At 63.4% G+C, this 19,980-nt stretch carries 26 protein-coding genes and 1 pseudogene; 21 read left to right on the top strand and 6 right to left on the bottom strand.

What is annotated here, in order from left to right:
• Positions 1 to 145: 145 nt before the first annotated feature.
• The 4 genes from ABLE86_RS07405 (at position 146) to ABLE86_RS07420 (ending at position 2,599) form a co-directional block, all read left to right on the top strand.
• On the top strand, positions 146 to 268 hold the full coding sequence (locus ABLE86_RS07405; protein WP_348778277.1) for a hypothetical protein: 123 nt from the start codon (positions 146 to 148) through the stop codon (positions 266 to 268).
• Between the two features lie 171 nt (positions 269 to 439).
• A complete protein-coding gene (locus ABLE86_RS07410; protein ID WP_348778278.1) occupies positions 440 to 1,291 on the top strand; it encodes a hypothetical protein in 852 nt (283 codons plus the stop codon).
• Between the two features lie 214 nt (positions 1,292 to 1,505).
• The gene (locus ABLE86_RS07415; RefSeq protein ID WP_348778279.1) at positions 1,506 to 1,793 is read left to right on the top strand and encodes a helix-turn-helix domain-containing protein; all 288 of its coding nucleotides are present in this window, start codon (positions 1,506 to 1,508) and stop codon (positions 1,791 to 1,793) included.
• A gap of 5 nt (positions 1,794 to 1,798) precedes the next feature.
• Positions 1,799 to 2,599, top strand: coding sequence for a DUF6456 domain-containing protein (locus ABLE86_RS07420; RefSeq protein ID WP_348778280.1), 801 nt, complete (start codon positions 1,799 to 1,801; stop codon positions 2,597 to 2,599).
• 15 nt (positions 2,600 to 2,614) lie between these two features.
• On the opposite strand, the gene ABLE86_RS07425 is transcribed toward ABLE86_RS07420, so the two are convergent.
• Complete coding sequence (locus ABLE86_RS07425) at positions 2,615 to 3,043, bottom strand: SufE family protein (RefSeq protein WP_348778281.1); 429 nt, start codon at positions 3,041 to 3,043, stop codon at positions 2,615 to 2,617.
• Positions 3,044 to 3,148: 105 nt separating this feature from the next.
• Positions 3,149 to 3,463, bottom strand: coding sequence for a DUF5330 domain-containing protein (locus ABLE86_RS07430; protein ID WP_348778282.1), 315 nt, complete (start codon positions 3,461 to 3,463; stop codon positions 3,149 to 3,151).
• A gap of 523 nt (positions 3,464 to 3,986) precedes the next feature.
• Between ABLE86_RS07430 and ABLE86_RS07435 the strand changes: the two genes are divergently transcribed.
• The 3 genes from ABLE86_RS07435 (at position 3,987) to ABLE86_RS07445 (ending at position 6,940) form a co-directional block, all read left to right on the top strand.
• A complete protein-coding gene (locus ABLE86_RS07435; RefSeq protein WP_348778596.1) occupies positions 3,987 to 5,729 on the top strand; it encodes a PAS domain-containing sensor histidine kinase in 1,743 nt (580 codons plus the stop codon).
• Complete coding sequence (locus ABLE86_RS07440; RefSeq protein ID WP_348778283.1) at positions 5,704 to 6,486, top strand: peptidoglycan-binding protein; 783 nt, start codon at positions 5,704 to 5,706, stop codon at positions 6,484 to 6,486. Before ABLE86_RS07435 ends, ABLE86_RS07440 begins: the two co-directional genes overlap by 26 nt.
• A 106-nt stretch (positions 6,487 to 6,592) precedes the next feature.
• Positions 6,593 to 6,940: a DUF1491 family protein gene (locus ABLE86_RS07445; RefSeq protein ID WP_348778284.1), complete on the top strand. Its 348-nt coding sequence runs from the start codon at positions 6,593 to 6,595 to the stop codon at positions 6,938 to 6,940.
• Here ABLE86_RS07445 and ABLE86_RS07450 read toward each other — a convergent pair.
• The 4 genes from ABLE86_RS07450 to ABLE86_RS07465 form a co-directional block, all read right to left on the bottom strand.
• Positions 6,927 to 7,832 (bottom strand): hypothetical protein, encoded by a 906-nt coding sequence (locus ABLE86_RS07450; RefSeq protein ID WP_348778285.1) that lies wholly within the window; start codon positions 7,830 to 7,832, stop codon positions 6,927 to 6,929. The genes ABLE86_RS07445 and ABLE86_RS07450 overlap by 14 nt on opposite strands.
• Before the next feature lie 604 nt (positions 7,833 to 8,436).
• On the bottom strand, positions 8,437 to 8,979 hold the full coding sequence (locus tag ABLE86_RS07455; RefSeq protein ID WP_348778286.1) for a DUF1254 domain-containing protein: 543 nt from the start codon (positions 8,977 to 8,979) through the stop codon (positions 8,437 to 8,439).
• On the bottom strand, positions 8,972 to 9,556 hold the full coding sequence (locus tag ABLE86_RS07460; RefSeq protein ID WP_348778287.1) for a DUF1214 domain-containing protein: 585 nt from the start codon (positions 9,554 to 9,556) through the stop codon (positions 8,972 to 8,974). Before ABLE86_RS07460 ends, ABLE86_RS07455 begins: the two co-directional genes overlap by 8 nt.
• Before the next feature lie 112 nt (positions 9,557 to 9,668).
• The gene (locus tag ABLE86_RS07465) at positions 9,669 to 11,822 is read right to left on the bottom strand and encodes a penicillin-binding protein 1A (protein ID WP_348778288.1); all 2,154 of its coding nucleotides are present in this window, start codon (positions 11,820 to 11,822) and stop codon (positions 9,669 to 9,671) included.
• Positions 11,823 to 12,118: 296 nt separating this feature from the next.
• Here ABLE86_RS07465 and ABLE86_RS07470 point away from each other — a divergent pair, with 296 nt between their 5' ends.
• The 14 genes and pseudogenes from ABLE86_RS07470 (at position 12,119) to ABLE86_RS07535 (ending at position 19,971) form a co-directional block, all read left to right on the top strand.
• A complete protein-coding gene (locus ABLE86_RS07470) occupies positions 12,119 to 12,583 on the top strand; it encodes a hypothetical protein (RefSeq protein WP_348778289.1) in 465 nt (154 codons plus the stop codon).
• Between the two features lie 28 nt (positions 12,584 to 12,611).
• Positions 12,612 to 13,826 (top strand): terminase family protein, encoded by a 1,215-nt coding sequence (locus ABLE86_RS07475; RefSeq protein ID WP_348778290.1) that lies wholly within the window; start codon positions 12,612 to 12,614, stop codon positions 13,824 to 13,826.
• Between the two features lie 13 nt (positions 13,827 to 13,839).
• A pseudogene (locus ABLE86_RS07480) lies at positions 13,840 to 14,742 on the top strand (phage portal protein); the annotation flags it as partial.
• A 149-nt stretch (positions 14,743 to 14,891) separates the two neighbouring features.
• Positions 14,892 to 15,461, top strand: a complete 570-nt coding sequence (locus tag ABLE86_RS07485) for a head-tail connector protein (protein WP_348778291.1) — start codon at positions 14,892 to 14,894, stop codon at positions 15,459 to 15,461.
• Positions 15,461 to 15,796 carry a phage head closure protein gene (locus ABLE86_RS07490; protein ID WP_348778292.1) on the top strand — a complete coding sequence of 112 codons (336 nt, stop codon included), beginning with the start codon at positions 15,461 to 15,463 and terminating at the stop codon, positions 15,794 to 15,796. Before ABLE86_RS07485 ends, ABLE86_RS07490 begins: the two co-directional genes overlap by 1 nt.
• Complete coding sequence (locus ABLE86_RS07495; RefSeq protein ID WP_348778293.1) at positions 15,793 to 15,978, top strand: hypothetical protein; 186 nt, start codon at positions 15,793 to 15,795, stop codon at positions 15,976 to 15,978. Before ABLE86_RS07490 ends, ABLE86_RS07495 begins: the two co-directional genes overlap by 4 nt.
• Positions 15,959 to 16,369, top strand: coding sequence for a DUF3168 domain-containing protein (locus tag ABLE86_RS07500; RefSeq protein ID WP_348778294.1), 411 nt, complete (start codon positions 15,959 to 15,961; stop codon positions 16,367 to 16,369). The genes ABLE86_RS07495 and ABLE86_RS07500 overlap by 20 nt, the downstream gene beginning before the upstream one ends.
• A gap of 52 nt (positions 16,370 to 16,421) precedes the next feature.
• Positions 16,422 to 16,838 carry a phage major tail protein, TP901-1 family gene (locus ABLE86_RS07505; RefSeq protein ID WP_348778295.1) on the top strand — a complete coding sequence of 139 codons (417 nt, stop codon included), beginning with the start codon at positions 16,422 to 16,424 and terminating at the stop codon, positions 16,836 to 16,838.
• A complete protein-coding gene (locus ABLE86_RS07510; RefSeq protein ID WP_348778296.1) occupies positions 16,835 to 17,173 on the top strand; it encodes a gene transfer agent family protein in 339 nt (112 codons plus the stop codon). Before ABLE86_RS07505 ends, ABLE86_RS07510 begins: the two co-directional genes overlap by 4 nt.
• The gene (locus ABLE86_RS07515; RefSeq protein WP_348778297.1) at positions 17,170 to 17,382 is read left to right on the top strand and encodes a rcc01693 family protein; all 213 of its coding nucleotides are present in this window, start codon (positions 17,170 to 17,172) and stop codon (positions 17,380 to 17,382) included. Before ABLE86_RS07510 ends, ABLE86_RS07515 begins: the two co-directional genes overlap by 4 nt.
• Before the next feature lie 12 nt (positions 17,383 to 17,394).
• Positions 17,395 to 17,970, top strand: coding sequence for a phage tail tape measure protein (locus ABLE86_RS07520; RefSeq protein ID WP_348778298.1), 576 nt, complete (start codon positions 17,395 to 17,397; stop codon positions 17,968 to 17,970).
• 8 nt (positions 17,971 to 17,978) lie between these two features.
• On the top strand, positions 17,979 to 18,623 hold the full coding sequence (locus tag ABLE86_RS07525) for a DUF2460 domain-containing protein (protein ID WP_348778299.1): 645 nt from the start codon (positions 17,979 to 17,981) through the stop codon (positions 18,621 to 18,623).
• Positions 18,620 to 19,510, top strand: a complete 891-nt coding sequence (locus tag ABLE86_RS07530) for a DUF2163 domain-containing protein (protein WP_348778300.1) — start codon at positions 18,620 to 18,622, stop codon at positions 19,508 to 19,510. Before ABLE86_RS07525 ends, ABLE86_RS07530 begins: the two co-directional genes overlap by 4 nt.
• On the top strand, positions 19,507 to 19,971 hold the full coding sequence (locus tag ABLE86_RS07535; RefSeq protein ID WP_348778301.1) for an NlpC/P60 family protein: 465 nt from the start codon (positions 19,507 to 19,509) through the stop codon (positions 19,969 to 19,971). The genes ABLE86_RS07530 and ABLE86_RS07535 overlap by 4 nt, the downstream gene beginning before the upstream one ends.
• Positions 19,972 to 19,980 lie beyond the last annotated feature (9 nt).

The raw sequence follows: 19,980 nt of genomic DNA on the forward strand, positions 1-19,980 counted from the left end.
TTATTAAGTTGCGCAAGAAACGCAGACTCGACTCAGAGTAGGCGCTTCATCATTATTTGTATTGGTCTTGGGCGATTCGATTCACCACACCTCTCTGGCGCGGCCTTCCGGCACGGGCAGCAGCCCGAGAACGGAGGTGATGGAAATGGCAAAGACCTACAAGATCGGCCGCAGCGCGATCTCCGGGAAGTACACATCGGTTTCGACCGCCGTGCGCCACCCGAAGACCCATGTTGTCGAGACTGTAAAAAAGCGCCGCCGCCGTTAAGGCTCAGGCTCTTCCGGGCGGTCGTTCTTCGCAGGATTGCCGCCCGGTTTCCGTTTCTGATCTGGCTCGCTTGCGCGAGACTTGTGCCCCGGATCAGGCGGGGTCTTCAGAAGGCGGCGCAATACCTCGTCGCCTTTCTCATGATCTGTGTCTTCGTCAGGGAGGGGAGGCATGACCGTTCCGAGATCAGATTTCTACGGGAATCTTACCTATCACAATTCCAGCCCGTTTGCTGGTGCCGCTCTAAAGCTGAAACGGGCCGAGAGACATTTGCACGAGCTTGCAGATGCCGCCCGCCACCTGCCCCTCAGACGCAACTACAATTTCGCGATTCGCCCCAAGCCAGAGGACGGGCAGATCGAGATCATATATACCACCGATAGCCGGATGCCCCTCGAATTCGCCGGCGTCATCGGCGATGCGGTTCACAACATCCGATCGGCTTTCGACTACGTAGCGGTCGCGCTCACCGCACCCCCCTTGGGCCGGGGGAAGGCGGCTGATGCTTATTTCCCGACTGGAATAGATAGGCAGGAATTCATACGGGCCCGCGATGGTTTTACCACGGCCAAGGGAAAGCGGGTGCGCGGTAAGATGGAGGGGGCCAGTTCCCACGCGCTCCGCTTGGTCGAGGAGTTGGAACCCTACGATGGCGGGCAATACTCCTTGCGGTCCCTGCACGATCTCGACGTCCTGGACAAACACAAACTGATTATCCCAGCCATTGTACGGCTCCGGGTCGCCAAGCTCGACGCTTCGCTTGGCCAGGTAAGATATTCTCTCGGGATGACAGATTTTAAGCCTAACAAAGACAGGTCCAACTTCGTCGCCACTGTCGATTGCCCCGCCGACATGACGGATGAGTTCCAGCTGGACGGTGAGTTCCAGCCGACCTTTGACATAGTCTTCGCAGAGGGACAGCCCCTCGAAGGTAAGCCGGTCGTGGATACGCTTCTTGAGATTGCGGACACCGGCAAGCGCTTCATCGAGAAGTGCTCGGCGCTCTTCCTCCGAACGAACTGACCAACCTGAACTTTCTGGGTGTGAATCGATCATTGGTACGTCACGTATATAATTAGGAAACAATTCCTATTAACGGAGGGATAGGTTTGTGTTCACTGCTGCCACGACAGAAAAGGCCCAGACCAAAGCAAGAGTGGGGGCGAAGGCGCATCGAACGGTAGGGCGTGGGTTTCAGTGGGGCGAAGAGGAGGCCTTGGAGGCATGTGAATGCCTGATGGACATTGCTGCCGCGCTGTTCAACGTTTCGGGCAAGGAACTTCGGCGCCCGGGGCGCACGTCGCTGGGAGTTTCTCGAGTCAGGCAGATTTCCATGTACGTCGCCCATGTGATCCTGGGCCTGAACATGAGCGATGTGGGGCGGAGTTTCGGCAGAGACCGCACGACGGTCGTGTACGCCTGCCATCTGATCGAGGATATGCGCGACGTGGAGGAGTTCGACAGGGTCGTGGCAATGATGGAGCGCGTGATTATCGCAGCGTTTCGGGACAGGCTGGAGCGCTAAGAACCATGCAGAAGTCGCACAGTGAACACGCCGAGCGGCGGATCGTCCGTTTTCTGTCGGGCGGCAAGGCCGTAGTGAGGGACGCGGCCGTCAAGGGCACGGTCCTGCTTGAGGAGAAGACACGCGGTACGATCTGCGTGTCGGAGGAAGCCCTGGACAGGCTGCAGCGCGCAGGCATCGTCGTCCGCCACGACCGCACGGTCGTGCTGGCGCCGGAAGTGCATGGCGCAACACCGAAGGTGGCCATGCGGCGTGGAGGCGAGGCCATCGACCTCGATGTGGTGAGGGTCGCCGGTGCGGATGGAATGCCGGACTACGCGCTGGTGAACCTTTCGGAATCGCCGCTTGGTCAGCTCATGCGACGAAAGACGAAAAGCGGCAGGCCGTTTCTCTCGCAGGCGGAATTCACGGCGGGTGAGCGACTGCGCGCAGACTTCACGCGCGGGCAGATCATGCCCCGGCTCGGCGCAAACTGGGAGGCAAGCGTGGCCTCGCGGCGAAGAACCGATGCAAACGGAGTGGCGGAACTGACCGAGGCCGCGCTGGCGGCCCGCCAGCGCGTGGAGCGCGCCGTCAATGCCGTGGGCCCCGAACTGTCGGGGGTCCTCATCGACATCTGTTGCTTTCTGAAGGGGCTGGAACTGGTGGAGGCCGAGCGGGGCTGGCCTGTGCGGTCAGCCAAGATCGTGCTCAAGACCGCGCTCGGGGTGCTGAGCCGTCATTATGAGCCACAGGCGCCCAGACGCAGGACGGGAGGCTCGATAGTCCACTGGGGAAGTGAAGACTACCGCCCGAACATCGGATGATTGCCTGTGCGGCGGTCAGGCGTCCTGCCGCAGCGTGTCTTCGGCCTCGCGCTTGATGCGTTTGACCATCGAGCGCAGGCCGTTGGCACGCTGGGGTGTCAGATGCTCATCGAGGCCGAGCGAGCGAAGAACCGCCTCCGCATCGACGGCAAGGATCTCGCTGGCGCGCTGGCCGGAATAGAGGGCAAGCAAGATGGCCACCAGGCCACGAACGATGTGGGCATCCGAATCGCCCTGAAACCGGACGATGGGATCTGCGCCTTCGCCGCGCTCCGTAAGCAGCCAGACCTGGCTTACACAGCCCTGCACCTTGTGCGCGTCGTCGCGCGCGTGGTCCGGAAAAGGCGGAAGCGCTTCACCGAGTTCGATGACATAGCGATAGCGATCCTCCCAATCATCGAGGAAAGCAAAGTCGTCGCGGATAGTTTGGATCGTAGTCGTCATAGGCTCGATATAGTGGCGTGGATGCGCCGCGTCACGGAAAAAGCAGACACCGAAGGTCCTGAGAGAGGGCAGATCGTCCTGAGGCCTGCGGCGTTCCGCCGGGAATCAGTTTTCTTCGGGAATGCTTCCTGTCTTGGTGGCCTTGTCGGGCTCGCCGAACTGGCTGTCGAGCATTTCGAAAGCGATGCGGGCAGCCTCGCGCGCCCTGATGCCGACCGTGTGCAGGGCGGACTTTCCGGTTTCGCATACTTCCGGCTTGCGTTCGCAAATGCCGCCAAGGTCGCTGATGGCTTCGCGCGCAGCCAGGAAAGCCTGGAAAGCGCCGACACTGGGCTCATCGCCATTCTTGTCGCTGAAGCCGATCGGCAGCAGCAGAAGCACCAGCGACAGCCAGAAAGCGGTTCGGAGGAGAAAGCCCATGTCCTTGCCTCGTTGCATGCGGGCCGCGCATGTCGAACGGCGCCGCATCGTCTGTTGAGCACAATTGCATTCGCTACGCAAAGGAGCGCTTGCGCAAGACGGTGGCATTATCGACGAATTCGATTCAAATTTTAACGAAACGGGACCGGAATCGTGGCTGCCGTTATTTCAGCCAAGTCCGTAAGGTTCTGCTAACCATGCAAGCTCTTGATTTCGCATTCGATCCCCGCTGACGGGTCGCCGCCCGCAGCGGCGGCTGCACAACCTCCATTGGCCGGCGCCGGCTAACCTTCCATTTACCATGAAAGAAACCGGCTGGCGTTTTGGACCCACGCCTTCCGATATTCGTCCCCGGCAGCGCACGGATCGTGGCCGCCTTATCCATTCTTTAAAGGCTGGGTGCGAGGTTCACAGACGATCAAAAGTCATCCGCGAAGCGGAGTAGTTGCGAGTACGTTGCGTGAGTTTTTTTACCACCAGAGCCAGCGAGGTGTTCGGCGCCGTTGACGCGGGCTGCGACCGTCTGGTGCACCCGTCGGTGCGCGATGGGGCCGCCCGCGCGGCCCAGCGGCGCTTGATCGGCATCATGCTCACGGCACCTTTCCTGGCGGCCGCCTCCATAGGGCTTTTCCTGCCGGCCTTGTCTGGTACGGCGACCACGCTGGCGCTCGTCTGCGCGACTTTCGGAGCGGCCTGGTTCATCCTGTTGCTGGTCGCGGCCACCGGCAGCAGCCGATTTGCCGCCGGCGCAGCTCTGGCGCTCGGCACCGTGGTGTTGTCAGGCTGCGTCGCGGCGGCCGGGGGCCTGGCATCGCCGATGTCCGCATTGATTCTGGCGCTGCCATTGGAAGCATGGTGGCAGAGCCGCAGCCCCCGCTCCCTGCTGTGGGCCGTGGGAGCGGCCCTGGCCGTGGTGCCCTTGCAGGCGCTGGTCGGATCTAACCTCCTAGTCGAAACGACGGCCGTGGCCGGCTGGCACTGGCTGGTGCCGCTTGCCTATGTCGTCACCGTGGCAGTAAGGCTGCCGGGCGTTTTCCAGCCGACGGCGAGCGAGGCGCCTGACGCGGAACAGCCGCGGCTGGAAGAGATCGTCCAGGCGGTCGTCATCCGCATGTCGCCCAACGGCGATATCGTCGACGTTTCCGAACAGGCTCGGGACATCTTCCGCGTTCAGCCGGAATTGCTGCTGGGGACGGGGCTGTTCGAACGCATCCATGTTTCAGACCGTGTGGCATATCTGTGCGCGCTGGCCGACCTGCGCGGCGGCGCAGCGCACCGGACAGTTGACGTGCGAATCCGGCTGCCGCGGGTCGATGCGAACGGATCGAACGACAATTACCAGCCGTTTTCCGTCGAGTTGATCGGCGGCGGCGATGGCAGGAGGGCCTTCACGGCGCTCGTCCGTGTAAATGAAGAGATGGCCCGCCTTCGTGCGGAACTCGACACGGCCAATGAAGCCGCCGAAGCGCTTGAAATCGCCAAGGGTCGCTTCCTGGCTGCGGTCAGCCACGAACTGCGCACGCCGCTGAATGCCATCATCGGCTTTTCGGATATGCTGCTGCACGAAACCTTCGGCGGATTCCAGAACCAGCGGCAGAAGGAATATGTCAGCCTGGTTCGCGATTCCGGGCATCACCTGCTGGCGGTCGTGAATTCCATTCTCGACGTTTCGCGCATCGAGGCCGGTACCTACGCCACCAATCCGGAAACCTTCCGTTTCGCGGATGCGGTGGAGATGTGCCAATCTATGATGACCCTGCAGGCCGAATCCAAGACAATCTCGCTGACGGCGCAGGTGGCGCCGGAAGCGGGCGAAATTCACGCCGACCGGCGCGCCGTCCAGCAGATCCTGATCAATCTGGTTTCCAACGCGATCAAGTTCACGCCAAGCGGCGGCAACGTGACGATGGGCGCGCGCAGGCTCGGTTCGCGGCTGCACTTCTGGGTGCGCGATGACGGCATAGGCATCGCCGAGAACGACCTGTGCCGCCTCGGCAGGCCCTTCACGCAGGTCCAGAACGACTATACGCGGCAATTCGAGGGAACCGGCCTCGGGCTTTCGCTGGTGAAGGGGCTTGTGACCCTTCATGAGGGGACCATGTCGATCGAGAGCGCGGTGGGCGAAGGCACTACCGTGAACATAAGCCTGCCTGTGGCCGGCCCTTCTTCACAGACGGCGGAGACCGCGAAGGGCGCGCTGGTGAAGCTGCGGACCGGCGGCAGTCAGTCGGAGGATGAGTATGGCTCGCTCCGCAAAGCGGGTTAAACGGACGGCGCCGGAGGCCAGCCCCGTGCAGGGCGGCTTGGCGCTGGTCGGAGGCATGATCACGCGCAACCCGGTGCTGGTTGGCGGCTCGACGGCCTTTCTCGTTTCACTGTTCTATGTGTCGGCCAATGCCCTCTGGTATCAGCCGCACGCGCACAAGGGCGCCTTCTTTGCCACGCGAGAACTGAGCGGGCCGGCAAGCACGGACGCCAGTTCGAGCGAACAGCCTGAAACGACCATACATATAGAGCGCGCATATGAGATGCCCGCGCGGCCTGCGGGCGATCCGGTCATCGAGCAGGTACAGCGCATTCTCAAAAGCCTGAACTTCTATGAGGGGACGGTGGACGGTCTGAGCGGACCGGCGACGACCCGGGCTGTTGAGAGCTATCAGCGCAAGATGGGGCTGGCCGTTACCGGTCAGGTCGATGAAGAGCTGCTCGGCCAACTGGGAGCGCTGCCAAGCGAAATTGCCATTCCTCCCGCCGCTGCCGCGCGGGAGACGCAGCCTACACCGCAGGCCAAGCCCGTCCAGGAAGCACCGGCCGCCGATCCTTCCGCGCTGACCCGCCTCACGGAGAATATTCAGCGCGGCTTGAGGGCGTTCGGCAACGAAGACATCGATGTGGATGGAATAGCCGGCGCGCGCACGAAGGCTGCGATCCGGGAGTTCCAGTCGCTGTTCGGATTGCCGGAAACCGGCGAGCCGGAAGAGGCCGTCTACCTGAAGATGAAGGAAGTCGGTCTGACAAGCTGAGTTGCCGCTACCGGCTCGCCCTGCGGCCAGTGGAACACGGCGATGCACTGGCGGCTGACGGCCGCTGCTGGTATGAACCGGCCGTCCTCAACAGAGCACCGCCATCATGCGCCTTACAACCGATATGTGGGTTTCCGCCCTGCTGCGCAGGGTTTTTGCGGCTGGTGGCTTTGCGGCGATCGTGAAGCGCGGCGCGACCGAGGCCGGCGCGGTTTTCGTGCTTGCGCGCGATCGCCTTGGCCAGGTCGAGCTCTACGCGCCCGCGCCGCAAACGAGCTATGACACGCGGCGACCGGACGAGCGGCATTTCACTTCAATCCACGCGGGCGAGGATGCCGAAGCGCTGGATAGACGGCTGGAGAAGGAGAAGCGCTTCGACCCCGACATATGGGTGGTGGAAATCGAAGCCGGGGCGATGCCCGTCGAGGAGCTGATATCGGTTACGAAGCCTTGAGTCGCACGCTTTCGAGCGCGTTCGCCGGCTCTGGCGACGCGGCCGACGCTTCCTGTCTGCCGCGCTCGTTCGCCGTATCGGACTGCCTCAGCTTGCGATAGCGCGCGAGAAAGCTCCGAATGCTGTCCCGGTCTGCAAAATTGCCGGGAAACAAGGCGCTGAAGATAAGAAAGGCGCGTTCCTCACTGAGGCCGAGTGAGTGGAGGGCAGCAAGCAACCTGGAATGGTCGGCCGCATTTACGATTGACCTGGCTGCTGAAAACCCGATTGCAGTGGCATCGCCCAGTGCGATGTGGAACGGAGCCGAGTTGCCGATCAGCGCGGTATCGCGCAGCCGCTCGTATGGCGAACGCATGTCCTCTTCGCGGAGCCCGGGCGTGGAGCCGCTCGCGGAAGGCAGCATCATCGCCCGCAGGCGCTCGCGGGTGTGATCGGCCGTGAGACTGCCGGAAGCCGAAGGCTGTTTTTGAGCTGCCGCACCCTCCGCAGCCGGAGCCTGCGCAAGCCTGGCGTTTTCGAGCGCTGCGACGAGATCGCGAATGACGGGGTTGAGGTTTGGCCGACGGGCAATGGCGCGGGCGTGGGGCAGCCCGTGGCGACCGATCAAGGCGATCAGATCGATGTCCTTCAGCAGCCGGGAACGGATGAGCAGCGGAGCTGCGATGTCGACCGTTTCGTTGCAGAGGCGCTGCAGGAGCGCGCGCGGCGCATTCTCGCATTCCGAAAGGGCAGCGGCGGCAAAGCGCTTTCCCTCGACCGACACCTTGCCGAAGAGCGGCAGGGCAAGATCTTCAAGCTGGACGATCTCCCGGCGGGTGGGGCGGGGGAGCGAACAAAAAGCGGAGATGGCCGCCCGAAACAGCCGCTCGCTCTTTCCCGCTTCGCCTTTCAAGGCTAGCTGCCTGAAGTCTGAAGATGACACAAAAACCACGCCGACACGAAACGCCATGCCCCGGATGCCCGGGCTGTTTGGACAGCTTGGGGCGGTGCTCCGAGATAAGGATAAAATTAGCTGCGATCCGTTAGCGTTGCGTTAACTGTCGGTTCTCGGTTCACAGCTTGCTAACCTACGATCTCTTTATAGGGCCGCTCTCCCGGGGGCAGTGGACCGCGAGATGCAACGGGTTCCGGCAGCAGTTGATCTGCCTGCAGCTGCCGAATGATCTCGCAGCGGAAATTTTTTAATTCTCTGGACTGTGGAACGCCCGCGGTAACCAATCGTTAACCTCGGAATGGCCTCATCGGAAACGGAGGCGTTGCGTTGTTACTCTGGTTATCCGAGAGGGAAGCGCGTGTCATGGGCAGCATCTTGTCTTTTGTGCCGCGGAGGGCGGCAAACAGACCTGCCGGAAAGCCGTCAGAACTGCTGGCGACAATAATCATTTTCCCAGGCGTTCGTTACGAGCGACACACCGACCTGGACGAGGCCAGCGGGGGAGATGAACGCGCGACGCCGGACAAACCGGTGCCCCGCCACTGACGGCTGGACCTGAGAATTATTCCGGCATGCAGGAGATGCCGTCGAGAAAATCCGATACCGACTTTTTCCAGCTTGGGTCCGGAACGAAGCTTCGCACCACCACGATCCCCTCTTCAGAGGCAGTCTCGACGTAGATCGAATTTCCAGTCCCGTCTGGAAACTCCTTGCGCACCTCGATCATCTGGGTGGGGGTTGCGACCGAGAAATCCACCCCGCCGCGGGCAAGCGTGTGGTCGTTGAAGCTGTAGATGTTTTCGCCCGCCCGATTATAGACCGACACCGACCAGAAGGGCGTGTGGCCCTGGCCTGTGACCCGCAGCACACCATCGTTGAGATCGAAGCGGCAGGCGGCAGCGCTGAACAGCGGGTCGATGGACTTGACGATGGGCGGCGACCCCGGTGCTGAATCCAGTCGAGTGGTCTTGTAGAGTTCGGATGCCGACTGCAACTTCGACCAGACGTCACGGTCGGAGATATCCGGAATGAGCAGCAGCACGGCGACATGAACGATGCCGGCACCGATGAGCCCGAGGATCACGGCGTAAAGAAGCCTAAGCATTGCAGTCGGCCTTTTGAATGCGCGGCAGCTCGACGTCAGCGATGCCGGTGCTGCTGGCGCTCGTCGTGTCGTAGAGCGTCAGCACGAAGAACATCTTGCCGCTGCCCGCGACGGCCAGCCAATTGCCCGGGGCGGGGTGCCGCGCGATGGCAATCGCGACCGAATTGTCCGGCTGGCGCAGCATTTCAAGAGAGTGGAGCGCCGGGGCACGATTCTCCCGGCCCTCGATGACGGTCATCGTTTCGTCGGCAGCGTAGAGGGTCCAGAATCTCGATGGCGGCACGGTGCCCTCGACGGAGTAGTTGCACTCCCTGCGCAGAGGCTCGCCGTCGGCGTCATGTTCGGCGATGAATGTGACCCCTTCGGCTCTACCAAGTACCAGCACGCCGTCTCGCGCCACGCGGGCCTTAGTGTAGGGGTCGGCTGCCGGCGTTCCGATGTCCGGGAACGCGTTCCAGGAACCGACAGACACGGCGCCGACACCGTCCTGCAGATTGAGGGCGTACCAAACGCTCGACGCACCGCCGCAGATGGCGATGGCGAGGGCTAGCGCCGTAAGAAGGGTGGTTTTGAACATGGCACGCCGAAACGTAAAAACGCCACTTGGGCATAAGGTGCATGGGACGGTCAAGGCAGGGCGGACAGGCGCGTCGGGAAGGCCTCCAGAGGTCGGCTGCCGGCGGTGAACATCATAGTTTGGAAAGCTCTTCCGGTCCGGTCGGAGCCTCGAGAGGGGGCGCGTCTTGGAATGCCTTGCCCATTTCGCGCAGCGTCCGGGTGGTGACGCTGGAAAGGATGGGGGGGCGACCCAGGTCGGCGTCAACCGCGTCGGCGTTTTTCTGCTCCATTTCGGCAGCCTTTTCCGCGACCTTCGGGTCGACATATGGATGGTCGATACCCGGGATGGGCTTTATGTCGATGTTCTGGTGCGCGTAGGTCATGAGACGCTGCCAAACCATGGCGGGCAGCGAACCGCCTGTCATGTTTCGGGTGGGCGAATAGTCGTCATTGCCGAGCCACACCGCCGCCGTGTAGTTGCCTGTAAATCCGACATACCAGGCGTCCCGATAGGATTGCGTGGTTCCCGTCTTGCCCGCGGAGCGGATGGACGGAAGTGCTGCCCTGCGTGCTGTGCCGACTTCGGGAATCTGCACGAGGATGGAGTTCATGGCCGACAGCGCCTTCTCGGAAAGCACGCGCTTCGGTTTGGGCCCGTCGCGATCGTAGTCGTAGATGACCTGTCCGGAATGGGTGAGGAGTTGCGTTACGCCATGGCGCATGCCGGCGAAACCGCCGGTGGCGAAGACGCTGTAGCCGGTGGCCTGGTCCATCACGGTCATGCCGGACGTGCCCAACACCATCGTCTTGTGCGAGCTGAGCGGCGATTCCACGCCCATGGCCTCGGCCAAGGCTTTGATCGGCGCAGTGGTAAGGTGCTCCTTGGCCAGGCGAACCGGAACGGTGTTGATGGACCTGATCAACGCCGTTGCGAGTGTGACGCGGCCGGAAAAGCTGCGCCCATAGTTTTTCGGCGACCAGTTGCCCCAACTGATGGGGCCGTCGGAAATGACCGAGTTCGGCGTGAAGCCATGTTCCATTGCCGTGGCGTAGACGTAGGGCTTGAAGGAGGAGCCGGCCTGGCGCAGGGCCTTGGTAGCGCGGTTGAACTGGCTGGCGCCGTAGTCGCGGCCGCCGACAATGGCGCGGACCGCGCCATTGTTCTCGATGACGACCACTGCGCCTTCGGTGACGCGATATTCCTTGCCATATTGGCGCAGATTGAACTCGACCGCTTCTTCCGCGGCCTTCTGGATGTTCATGTCGACCGTGGTCCGCGCCACGACGGAGTGAACGCCCGACTTTTCGGCGATGCGCTTGACCTCTTCGAACGCCCAGTCGAGGAAATAGTCGGGGCTCTTGCGATCACCCCGGTCGACGACGCTTGCCGGGTGAAGACGGGCGGAGAGAACCTGGCCCGGCGTCATGAAGCCGCCCTGCACCAGATTGGACAGGACGATGTTGGCGCGGGCGCGCGCGGCCGGCAGGTTGACGTGGGGCGCGTATTTCGCGGGCGCCTTGAACAGGCCCGCGAGCATTGCGGATTCGGGAAGTGTGAGGTCCTTCACCGACTTGCCGAAATAGAAATCGGCCGCGGCGGCGATGCCGAAGGTGCCGCCGCCCATATAGGCGCGGTCGAGGTAAAGCTGCAGGATTTCCTTCTTCGACAGGTTCTGTTCGAGCCAGATTGCCAGGAAGGCTTCCTTGATCTTGCGCTCGAAGGTGCGCTCGTTGTTGAGGAACAGGTTCTTGGCAAGCTGCTGGGTTATGCTGGAGCCGCCCTGGACAACGGAATTTGCGCGCACATTCTCCGACATGGCGCGGAAAAGGCCCATGAAGTCGATGCCGTAATGGTCGAAGAAGCGGCGGTCTTCGGTCGCGAGCACAGACTTGATCAGATAGTCGGGCATCTCGTCGACCGGGATGGAATCGCGCTGGATGATGCCGCGCTGCCCGATCTCATTGCCGTAGCGATCGAGGAAGGTGACGGCGAAGTCGTCCCGCTGCCGCCAGTTGCCTGCGGTTTCCTCGAAGGCGGGTAGCGCGAGCGCCAACAGGATGACAGAGCCCGCCGCGCCCATGGTGAAGCCTTCGCTCAAGACCTCGATGACGGCACGACGCCAACCGCTGACGCGGAAGCGCCGGGAAAAAATGGTCATCGATTCCCAGAACTCGCGCGCCCGGAAGCCAGCCTCGTAAAGCGAGGAATCGATCCATGCATCAATGGCCAGGAAAATGCCGGCTCGCGGGGCTTTCGGCTTTCGCTTTGCGGAGGGATCGTCCATCTTTTTCCGCCGCCCCGGCTGTTGCACTCGGTATTAATGAAGAACCATGTCGCAATTTATAGTCGGTAAATGCCGACGACGGCTTCGACGTTCCATTCTTACCGGATGCCACACGGGAAATCCAAGCTTCACGACGGGTGCGAAGAAAATTGAAGTGCGTTAGGAATTTATTCTTGACACCGTGACGGTGCTTTGGTAGTGTTTCGCTATCGTCCGAAAAGTGTGGGTAGCGGCTCCCGAGAAGGGGGCAGGCTCGACGCCCGCGCGGGCATTTTCATTCAATCAGAGAGTTCAGCATGACGACACCGGCCAGGGACCGCTGGGCGGCGACGCGCGCCCTCTATGAAGGTGCGACGCCCAGTTTCGAACAGCTTGGCTCTGCCACCGGCTGGCTGCAGGCGACGATCGCGACACGCGCCGCCCGCGAGGGCTGGCGGGATGGGAGCCTGACCGATCGCGCGACGCAGAACGGGAGGCTGGCGCAACTGGTGGACGGGCTGATCCACGAGATTGAAGAGCTGGGGATCGGGAAGGGGCAGGGCGCGGCCGGGCTGGACAAGGCCCGCATTGACGCGATCTCGACCCTAACGCGCACGCTCGAGAAGATCTGGGAAATCGTGCGCAGCGACGAGGGGGCGAAGGAGAACGACGTAAAACGCGATGCAGACATGGCCGGACTTCTCAAGCGCATCGACGAGCGAATTATCGAACTGGCTGAGGGATACGCAAGGCAACTGGTCTGCCGAAAACCTAAGGGATGAAGGGCTGGGCCTAATTGCCCAGGAATGGGTGCAGAAGGCCCGCATAGAACAGTATCCCCTGAACTCATGGCCGGCGACCTGGCTGGTGGTGGGCGGGCGCGGGGCGGGAAAGACCCGCCTCGGTGCGGAGTGGGTGAACAGCCTGGTTCGCGGGTTTTCGCCTTTCGCCAGGAACGGGCACCGGCATATCGCCCTGATCGGCGAGACTCTCGGAGATGTTCGCGAGGTGATGATCGACGGGCCTTCCGGCATCGTCACGATCTCGCGGCATGACAAGCCGCGCTTTGAGGCAAGCCGGCGGCGGCTGGTGTGGAGCAACGGCGCGGTTGCGCAGATATTTTCATCTGAAGATCCCGAAAGCCTGCGCGGGCCGCAATTCGAGGCGGCCTGGTGCGACGAGCTTGGCAAGTGGAAGAATGCCGACGCCTGTTTCGACATGCTGCAGTTCGGCTTGCGGCTGGGCGAGCAGCCAAAACAGCTCATCACCACCACCCCCCGGCCGACCAGGCTGCTGAAGCGGCTGCTTGCCGACCCCACGGTGCTGGTGACGCGGATGCGCACGGCCGACAATGCCGGCAATCTCGCGGAGGGTTTTTTGCATAGCGTCGAGAGGCTCTATGGCGGGACGCGGCTCGGGCGCCAGGAACTGGAAGGCGAACTGATCGAAGATCGCGAGGATGCGCTGTGGTCGCGCGAGGCGGTGGAGCGTGCCCGGTTGGACCAACTGCCGGAGCTTCGCCGCGTCGTGGTCGCGGTCGATCCGCCGGCGAGTTCGCACAAAACCTCCGACGCCTGCGGCATCGTTGCAGCGGGACTGGACGCGGCAGGAACAGTGATCGTCCTGGCCGACGCGACGGTGAAGGCAGCGCGCCCGCAGGACTGGGCCGGAGCCGCGGTCGCTCTGTTCCACCATCTGCAGGCGGACTGCCTGGTGGCCGAAGTCAACCAGGGCGGTGACATGGTGACGGCCGTGATCCGCACGGTCGATCCGGTGATCCCGGTGAAGGCTGTGCGTGCGCGGCGCGGAAAATGGCTGCGGGCCGAGCCCGTGGCGATGCTCTACCAGCAGGGCAGGGTGCGCCATGCGGGCCGGTTTCCCGAGCTGGAAGACGAAATGTGCGACTTCGGGCCGAACGGCCTGTCGAACAACCGCTCGCCGGACCGCCTCGATGCAATGGTCTGGGCGGTGAACGAATTGCTGCCGGACGGCTCGGGGCGTCCGCGCATCCGCGATTTTCTCTAATCAGGATAGACACATGGCTTGGAAATGGCCTTGGCCTCGCATGGCGGGGAGCGACGGTGCGCGGCCCGAGCGCAAGGGCGTCGGGCCGGCAGGCTTCGTCGCGCTACACGCTCAAGGCGAGGCACGCTGGACGCATCGCGACTACGCTGCGCTTGCCAGAGAGGGGTTCATGCGCAACCCCGTGGTGCACCGCGCGGTGCGGCTGATTGCCGAGACGGCATCCGCGATCCCCTGGCTTCTCTACGAGGGCGCGGCGGAACTGGACGACCATCCGCTGCTGCGGTTGCTCGAACGGCCGAACCAGCGGCAGGCCGGCGCGACGTTTCTGGAGGCGCTGTACGGGCACCTACTGCTCGCCGGCAACGCCTATGTCGAGATGATCGAGGCTGGGGAGGATGCACGCGAATTGCACCTGCTACGGCCGGACCGGGTGGCGGTGCTGACGGACGCCAGCGGCTGGCCGTCGGCGCTCGAGTACCGGGAGGGTGCGGCGAAGCGCAAGACGCCGATAGGCGCGTCTCCCGGCGGCGGAGCGCTGCATCTGACTCTGTTTCACCCGCTCGACGACCATTACGGCTTTCCGCCGCTCGAGGCGGCGCTGATGGCGCTCGACACCCACAACGCCGCCGGCCGCTGGAACAAGGCGCTGCTGGACAATTCGGCGCGACCTTCCGGCGCGCTGGTCTATGCGCCCAAGGAAGGCGGTAACCTGACAGACGAGCAATTCGAACGCCTGAAGGCGGAACTCGAGGCAGGCTATTCGGGTGCCACGCGCGCCGGACGGCCGCTGTTGCTGGAAGGGGGTCTCGACTGGAAGGCGATGGGCCTGACGCCCAAGGACATGGATTTCATCGAGGCCAAGCATTCGGCAAGCCGGGACATCGCGCTGGCCTTCGGCGTGCCGCCCAAGCTGCTGAAGTTCGCGACCGCCTGACCGGGCGGCTTTCGCTTCGACGACGCAAAGACAGCCGGGCACCCCTTCCGGTTTGCCGCGTCGTTGACGGCGGCTCCGGCGTCCTCCCCGGAGCCGCCGCTTTCAATTCCCACTGAAACGAAGGTAACCGCATGACGCTCTTGCGAACGGTCGACCCTGCAGTCGAGCCGGTGACGCTGGTCGAGATGAAGCGCCATCTGCGCCTCTCACACGACAGCGAAGACGAACTGCTTTCCGGCCTGATCCGGGCGGCGCGCGAGGATGTCGAGCGCACGACAGGCGTGGCCATGATCGACCAGGCTTGGCGGCTGGTGCTCGACCGCTGGCCGAACAGCGGCTGCGTGCTTCTGGCGCGGCATCCGGTGCGGGAAATCCTGTCGGTGACGGTCTATGGCAGCGAGGGTGAAGCCGCGGTGCTCGATCCGGACATCTATCTGGCCGATACACTGTCGCGGCCGGCGCGGCTGCATTTCGCGCAGTGTCCCGAACCGCTGCGCATCGCTAACGGCATCGAAATCGACTTTTCCGCCGGCTTCGGCGAGGCAGGGACGGACGTTCCGGACCTGCTGAAGCGGGCCGTCACGCTGCTGGCTGCGCATTGGTACGAGTTCCGGACCGCCTTCGGCCCGGGCGACCAGCCGGTCTCCTATCCAGCCGGATATGACCGGATGCTTTCGAGCTATCGTGAGCGGAGGCTGTGATGCGGACCCAGTTCATCGACCCCGGGCGGCTGAGCACGGAGCTGGCGCTCGAGGCGTGCACGCCGACACCCGACGGGCTGGGCGGGCACGAGCAGGTCTGGTCCGAGGTCGCATCCGTTTTTGCAATGATCGAGCCGGTCTCGGCGCAGGTGGTATTCGGTGCGGGACAGATGCTGGAAACCGTGACCCACCGCATTACCATCAGGTGGCGCGAGGGCGTGGCGAGCGGAATGCGGCTGACGAAGCCTAGCCGGAGTTTCGACATTCTCACCGTGCACGATCCTGATGAAAGCGGCCGGTATCTTGTCTGCCGGGCGAAGGAGGTTCGCCCATGAAACTGGCCATGAAGCTGACGATCGACGATCTTGTACGGGCGCTGCGCTGGCAGGCGCATGATCTGGCGGAAGAAGCAGAACGAGGTTACCGTGCGGAAATGCGGGTCCGGCGCGTTGCGCAGGACCAGCGTGGCATGGCAACCCGACGGATGGGGGGAAGCGATGACGGCGCCAGCAGCTGAATTGCAGCAAGCGATTTTCGCAGCGCTTGGGGCCGACCCCGTTCTGACCGGCTTGCTTGGAGGCGCCAAGATCTACGACGGCGCACCGGCGAACCTGCCCTTTCCATATCTCACTTTCGGTCGCACCAGCGTCTACGACTGGAGCACGGGAGCCGAGAAGGGCAGCGAGCACCTTTTTACCCTTCACATCTGGTCCAAGGCCAAGGGCAAAAAGGAAACCCTGGACATCATGGAGGCGGCCAAGGCGTGCCTCGACAACAGCTCTCTCGCGCTCGACGCGCACCACCTGGTGAACATGCGGCTGGAGTTTGCCGAGGCCAGGTATGACGACGACCTTTCGGTCCATCACGGCCTGCTCCGCTACCGGGCGGTGATCGAAGAAGCGGCGTGATCGTCCGGGCTGCGGCCCGGCTCTTCATCCAACACATTCCAGGAGGCCAGACATGGTCGCACAGAAGGGCAAGGACCTTCTACTCAAGCTCGACTCCACGGGAGCGGGAGGCTTCATCACGGTTGCCGGTTTGCGGTCGAAGCGTATCGCCTTCAACAGCGAAACCGTCGACGTTACCAATTCCGACTCCGCCGGGCGCTGGCGAGAATTGCTTGCCGGCAGCGGCGTCCAGCGCGCCTCGATCAGCGGATCGGGGATTTTCAAGGATGCCCAGTCGGACGCGGCGATCCGCTCGCGGTTCTTTGCCGGCGAGATTGCCGACTGGCAGCTTTCGATCCCGAGTTTCGGGCTGGTGCAGGGGCCGTTCCAGATCACCTCGCTCGAATATACCGGCACCCACGATGGCGAGGTGACTTTCGACATGGCGCTCGAATCCGCCGGCGCCGTCAGCTTCACGGTGACGCCGTGACGGCAAACAGACGACGTGGAGAAATCGCCGCCGAACTTGACGGGAAGCCCCATCGGCTCTGCCTGACGCTCGGCGCGCTGGCGGAACTGGAGGCGGCCTATGCCGCCGACGACCTCGGGGCGCTGGTGGAGCGCTTCTCGCGCGGGCGCCTCTCGGCGCTCGACATGGTCCGCATCATCGGGGCAGGGCTGCGCGGCGCCGGCCAGGATATTCCCGACGAGGACGTGCGCTGCATGCAGGCGACCGACGGCGCGACAGGTTTCGCCGCGATCGTTTCCGACCTGCTCACCGCTACCTTCGGCGCCTCTGCGCAGGGGAACGCGCCAAACCCTTGAAAGCCGCGGCAGGCACGTCGCGCGAATTCCCGTGGGACCAGGTGATGGCCATGGGCTTCGGCCTGCTGCGGCTTTCACCCCAGGCGTTCTGGGCGATGACGCCGCGCGAATTCGAACGGGCGGCGAGCATGCTGGCCAGGGCGGCGGACGGTGCGCCGCGCCGCGACGATCTGCTTGCCTTGATGCAGGCCTTTCCGGACGAACAATAGAGAGGAGGGAGCATGGTTGAGGACGTGACGGTCTCGATCAATGCGGATATTGCGCCATTTCAGGCGGCGCTGGACAATCTGGAAAAGCTGTCTGACCGCTTCGGCGCGCAGCTGACGGGCGCGCTGAAGGGCGCCGCGGTGAGCGGCAGGGAACTCGACGACGTGCTGCGGCGTATCGGGCTCAATCTGGCCGGCATGGCGCTGCAGGAGGGTTTGAAGCCGCTGCAGTCGCTGAGCGGCTCTCTGTTTTCGGGCCTGCTCGGCGGGCTTACCGGCATATTGCCTTTCGCCAAGGGCGGGGTCCCCGGACATGTCGTTCCGTTTGCCAGCGGTGGGGTGGTTTCCGCACCGAGCTACTTTCCGATGGGACGCAGCCTCGGCCTGATGGGCGAGGCTGGACCGGAAGCGATCCTGCCCTTGCAGCGGTCTTCCGACGGACGGCTGGGGGTCGCCGCATCCGGCGGCGGTGCGCCGGTCAACGTCGTGTTCAACGTCTCGACGCCTGACGCGGCTTCGTTCCGCAAATCCGAAGCGCAGATCACCGGCATGCTGGCGCGGGCGGTTTCGCGCGGCACCAGAACCTTTTGAGGGGGCGCATGTCCGAACTTGCCAGTTTTCACGAGGTGCGGTTTCCGCTCGCGGTTTCCTTTGGTGCTACCGGCGGGCCGGAGCGGCGCAACGAGATAGTTTCCCTGACGTCGGGCCGGGAGAAACGCAATGCGCGGTTTTCGCAATCGCGCCGCCATTACGACGCCGGCACCGGTGTGAGGACCCTGGAAGACCTGCATGACGTGCTGGTCTTCTTCGAGGCGCGGCGCGGCTCGCTCCACGCGTTCCGCTTTCGCGACCCTTTTGACATGAAGTCGTGCCGGCCCGAGGAGACGCCTTCGCCGCAAGACCAAGTCCTGGGGCGGGGCGACGGGACCACAAGCCGGTTCAAACTGGTGAAACGCTATGGGACCGGCGAGGACGCCTATGAGCGGCTGATCTCGAAGCCGGTGGCCTCGACGCTGAAGGTCGCCGTCGACGGGGTCGAGGTGGCCTCGGCCGATTTCTCGCTCGATGCCAGTGGCGAGATCGTGTTCGCGCCAGATGCCGTTCCTGCCCAGAATGCGGAGGTTACCGCCGGCTATGAATTCGATGTGCCGGTGCGCTTCGACAGCGAACGCATGTCGATGAGCCTGACTGCATTCAAGGCGGGGCAGATCCCGTCGATCCCGCTGGTGGAGGTGCTGCTTTGAGCGCTTATCCGCAGGCTTTAGCCGAGCACCTCTCGCGCGACGTCACCACCGTCTGCCATTGCTGGCGCCTGACCAGGACTGACGGTGCGGCCAGCGGCTACACCGACCACGACCGTGCGTTGACAGTGGACGGTCTGACCTTCGAGCCCGAGACCGGCTTCAGCGCCAGCGAGGCGCGCGAGACGCTGGGGCTGGCGGTCGACACGGCGGATGTTGAGGGAGCGCTGTCGTCGGCGAACATAAGTGACGAGGACATCGCCGCCGGCCTGTATGACAACGCCAAGCTCGAGACATTCCTGGTCAATTGGCGCCGGCCGGAGCAGTTCGTGCTGCTGCGCACGGCAACCATCGGCAAGATCACGCGCAGCGACCAGCGGTTCGTTGCGGAGTTGGAAAGCTTGACCCGGGCGCTGGAACAACCCAACGGACGCTATATCGGCCGTGCCTGCGACGCGGAGCTGGGCGACCGGCGGTGCCGTTTCGCGCTGGACCGCGAGGGTTATTCGGCAACAGGCGAGGTGTCTTCCCACGAGGAGGATGGCACCATCATCGTTACCGGCCTCGAGGCGTTCGCGCCGGGCTGGTTTTCCCACGGGGTCATGGTCTGGACGAGCGGTGCGCGCGCCGGACGCAGTGAGCGCATCGTCGCTCATCGCAGGGATATGCGAGGCGTAGCTCTGACTCTGAGGCCGGCGGTGGGGCCGGAAATACGTGCTGGCAACACGTATTCGATCACGGCGGGCTGTGACAAGAGCTTTGCGACTTGCAAGGCAAAGTTCTCGAATGCCTTGAATTTTCAGGGCTTCCCGCATCTGCCGGGCAATGACGCCGCCTACGGCTATATCGTCGAGGGTGGCCAGTTCGACGGGAAACCGATCGTGCCATGAGCGAGCAGCAGCCAGAAACTACCTCCGTGGCGTCGCTGATCGTGGCGGAAGCCATGTCGTGGCTCGGCACACCCTACCGGCATCAGGGCAGGCGCAAGGGCGTCGGCTGCGACTGCCTTGGCCTCGTGCTGGGAGTCTGGCGTGCGGTCTATGGACGCGAGCCCGAGCAGCCGGGGCATTATGCGCCCGACTGGGCCGAGGCAGGCGGGCAGGACCTGATGCTTGAAGCTGCGCGGAGGCACTGCACCGAAAAGCCGTCCAAGCAACCGTCCGCCGGCGATCTGGTTCTGTTTCGCTGGCGGCCGCATCTGCCTGCCAAGCACGCTGCGATAATGATCGCGCCGGAGCGATTCATCCATGCCTATCAGGGGCATGCGGTGGTCGCTTCGGCGCTGGTGCCGCAATGGCGAAGCCGCATTGCTGGCGTCTTCGCCTTTCCCGAAAGACCGCAATCCCGCTGAAATCCGGAG

It is taken from the genome of Mesorhizobium sp. KR2-14 (assembly GCF_040049255.1).
Taxonomy (GTDB): Bacteria; Pseudomonadota; Alphaproteobacteria; order Rhizobiales; family Rhizobiaceae; genus Pseudaminobacter.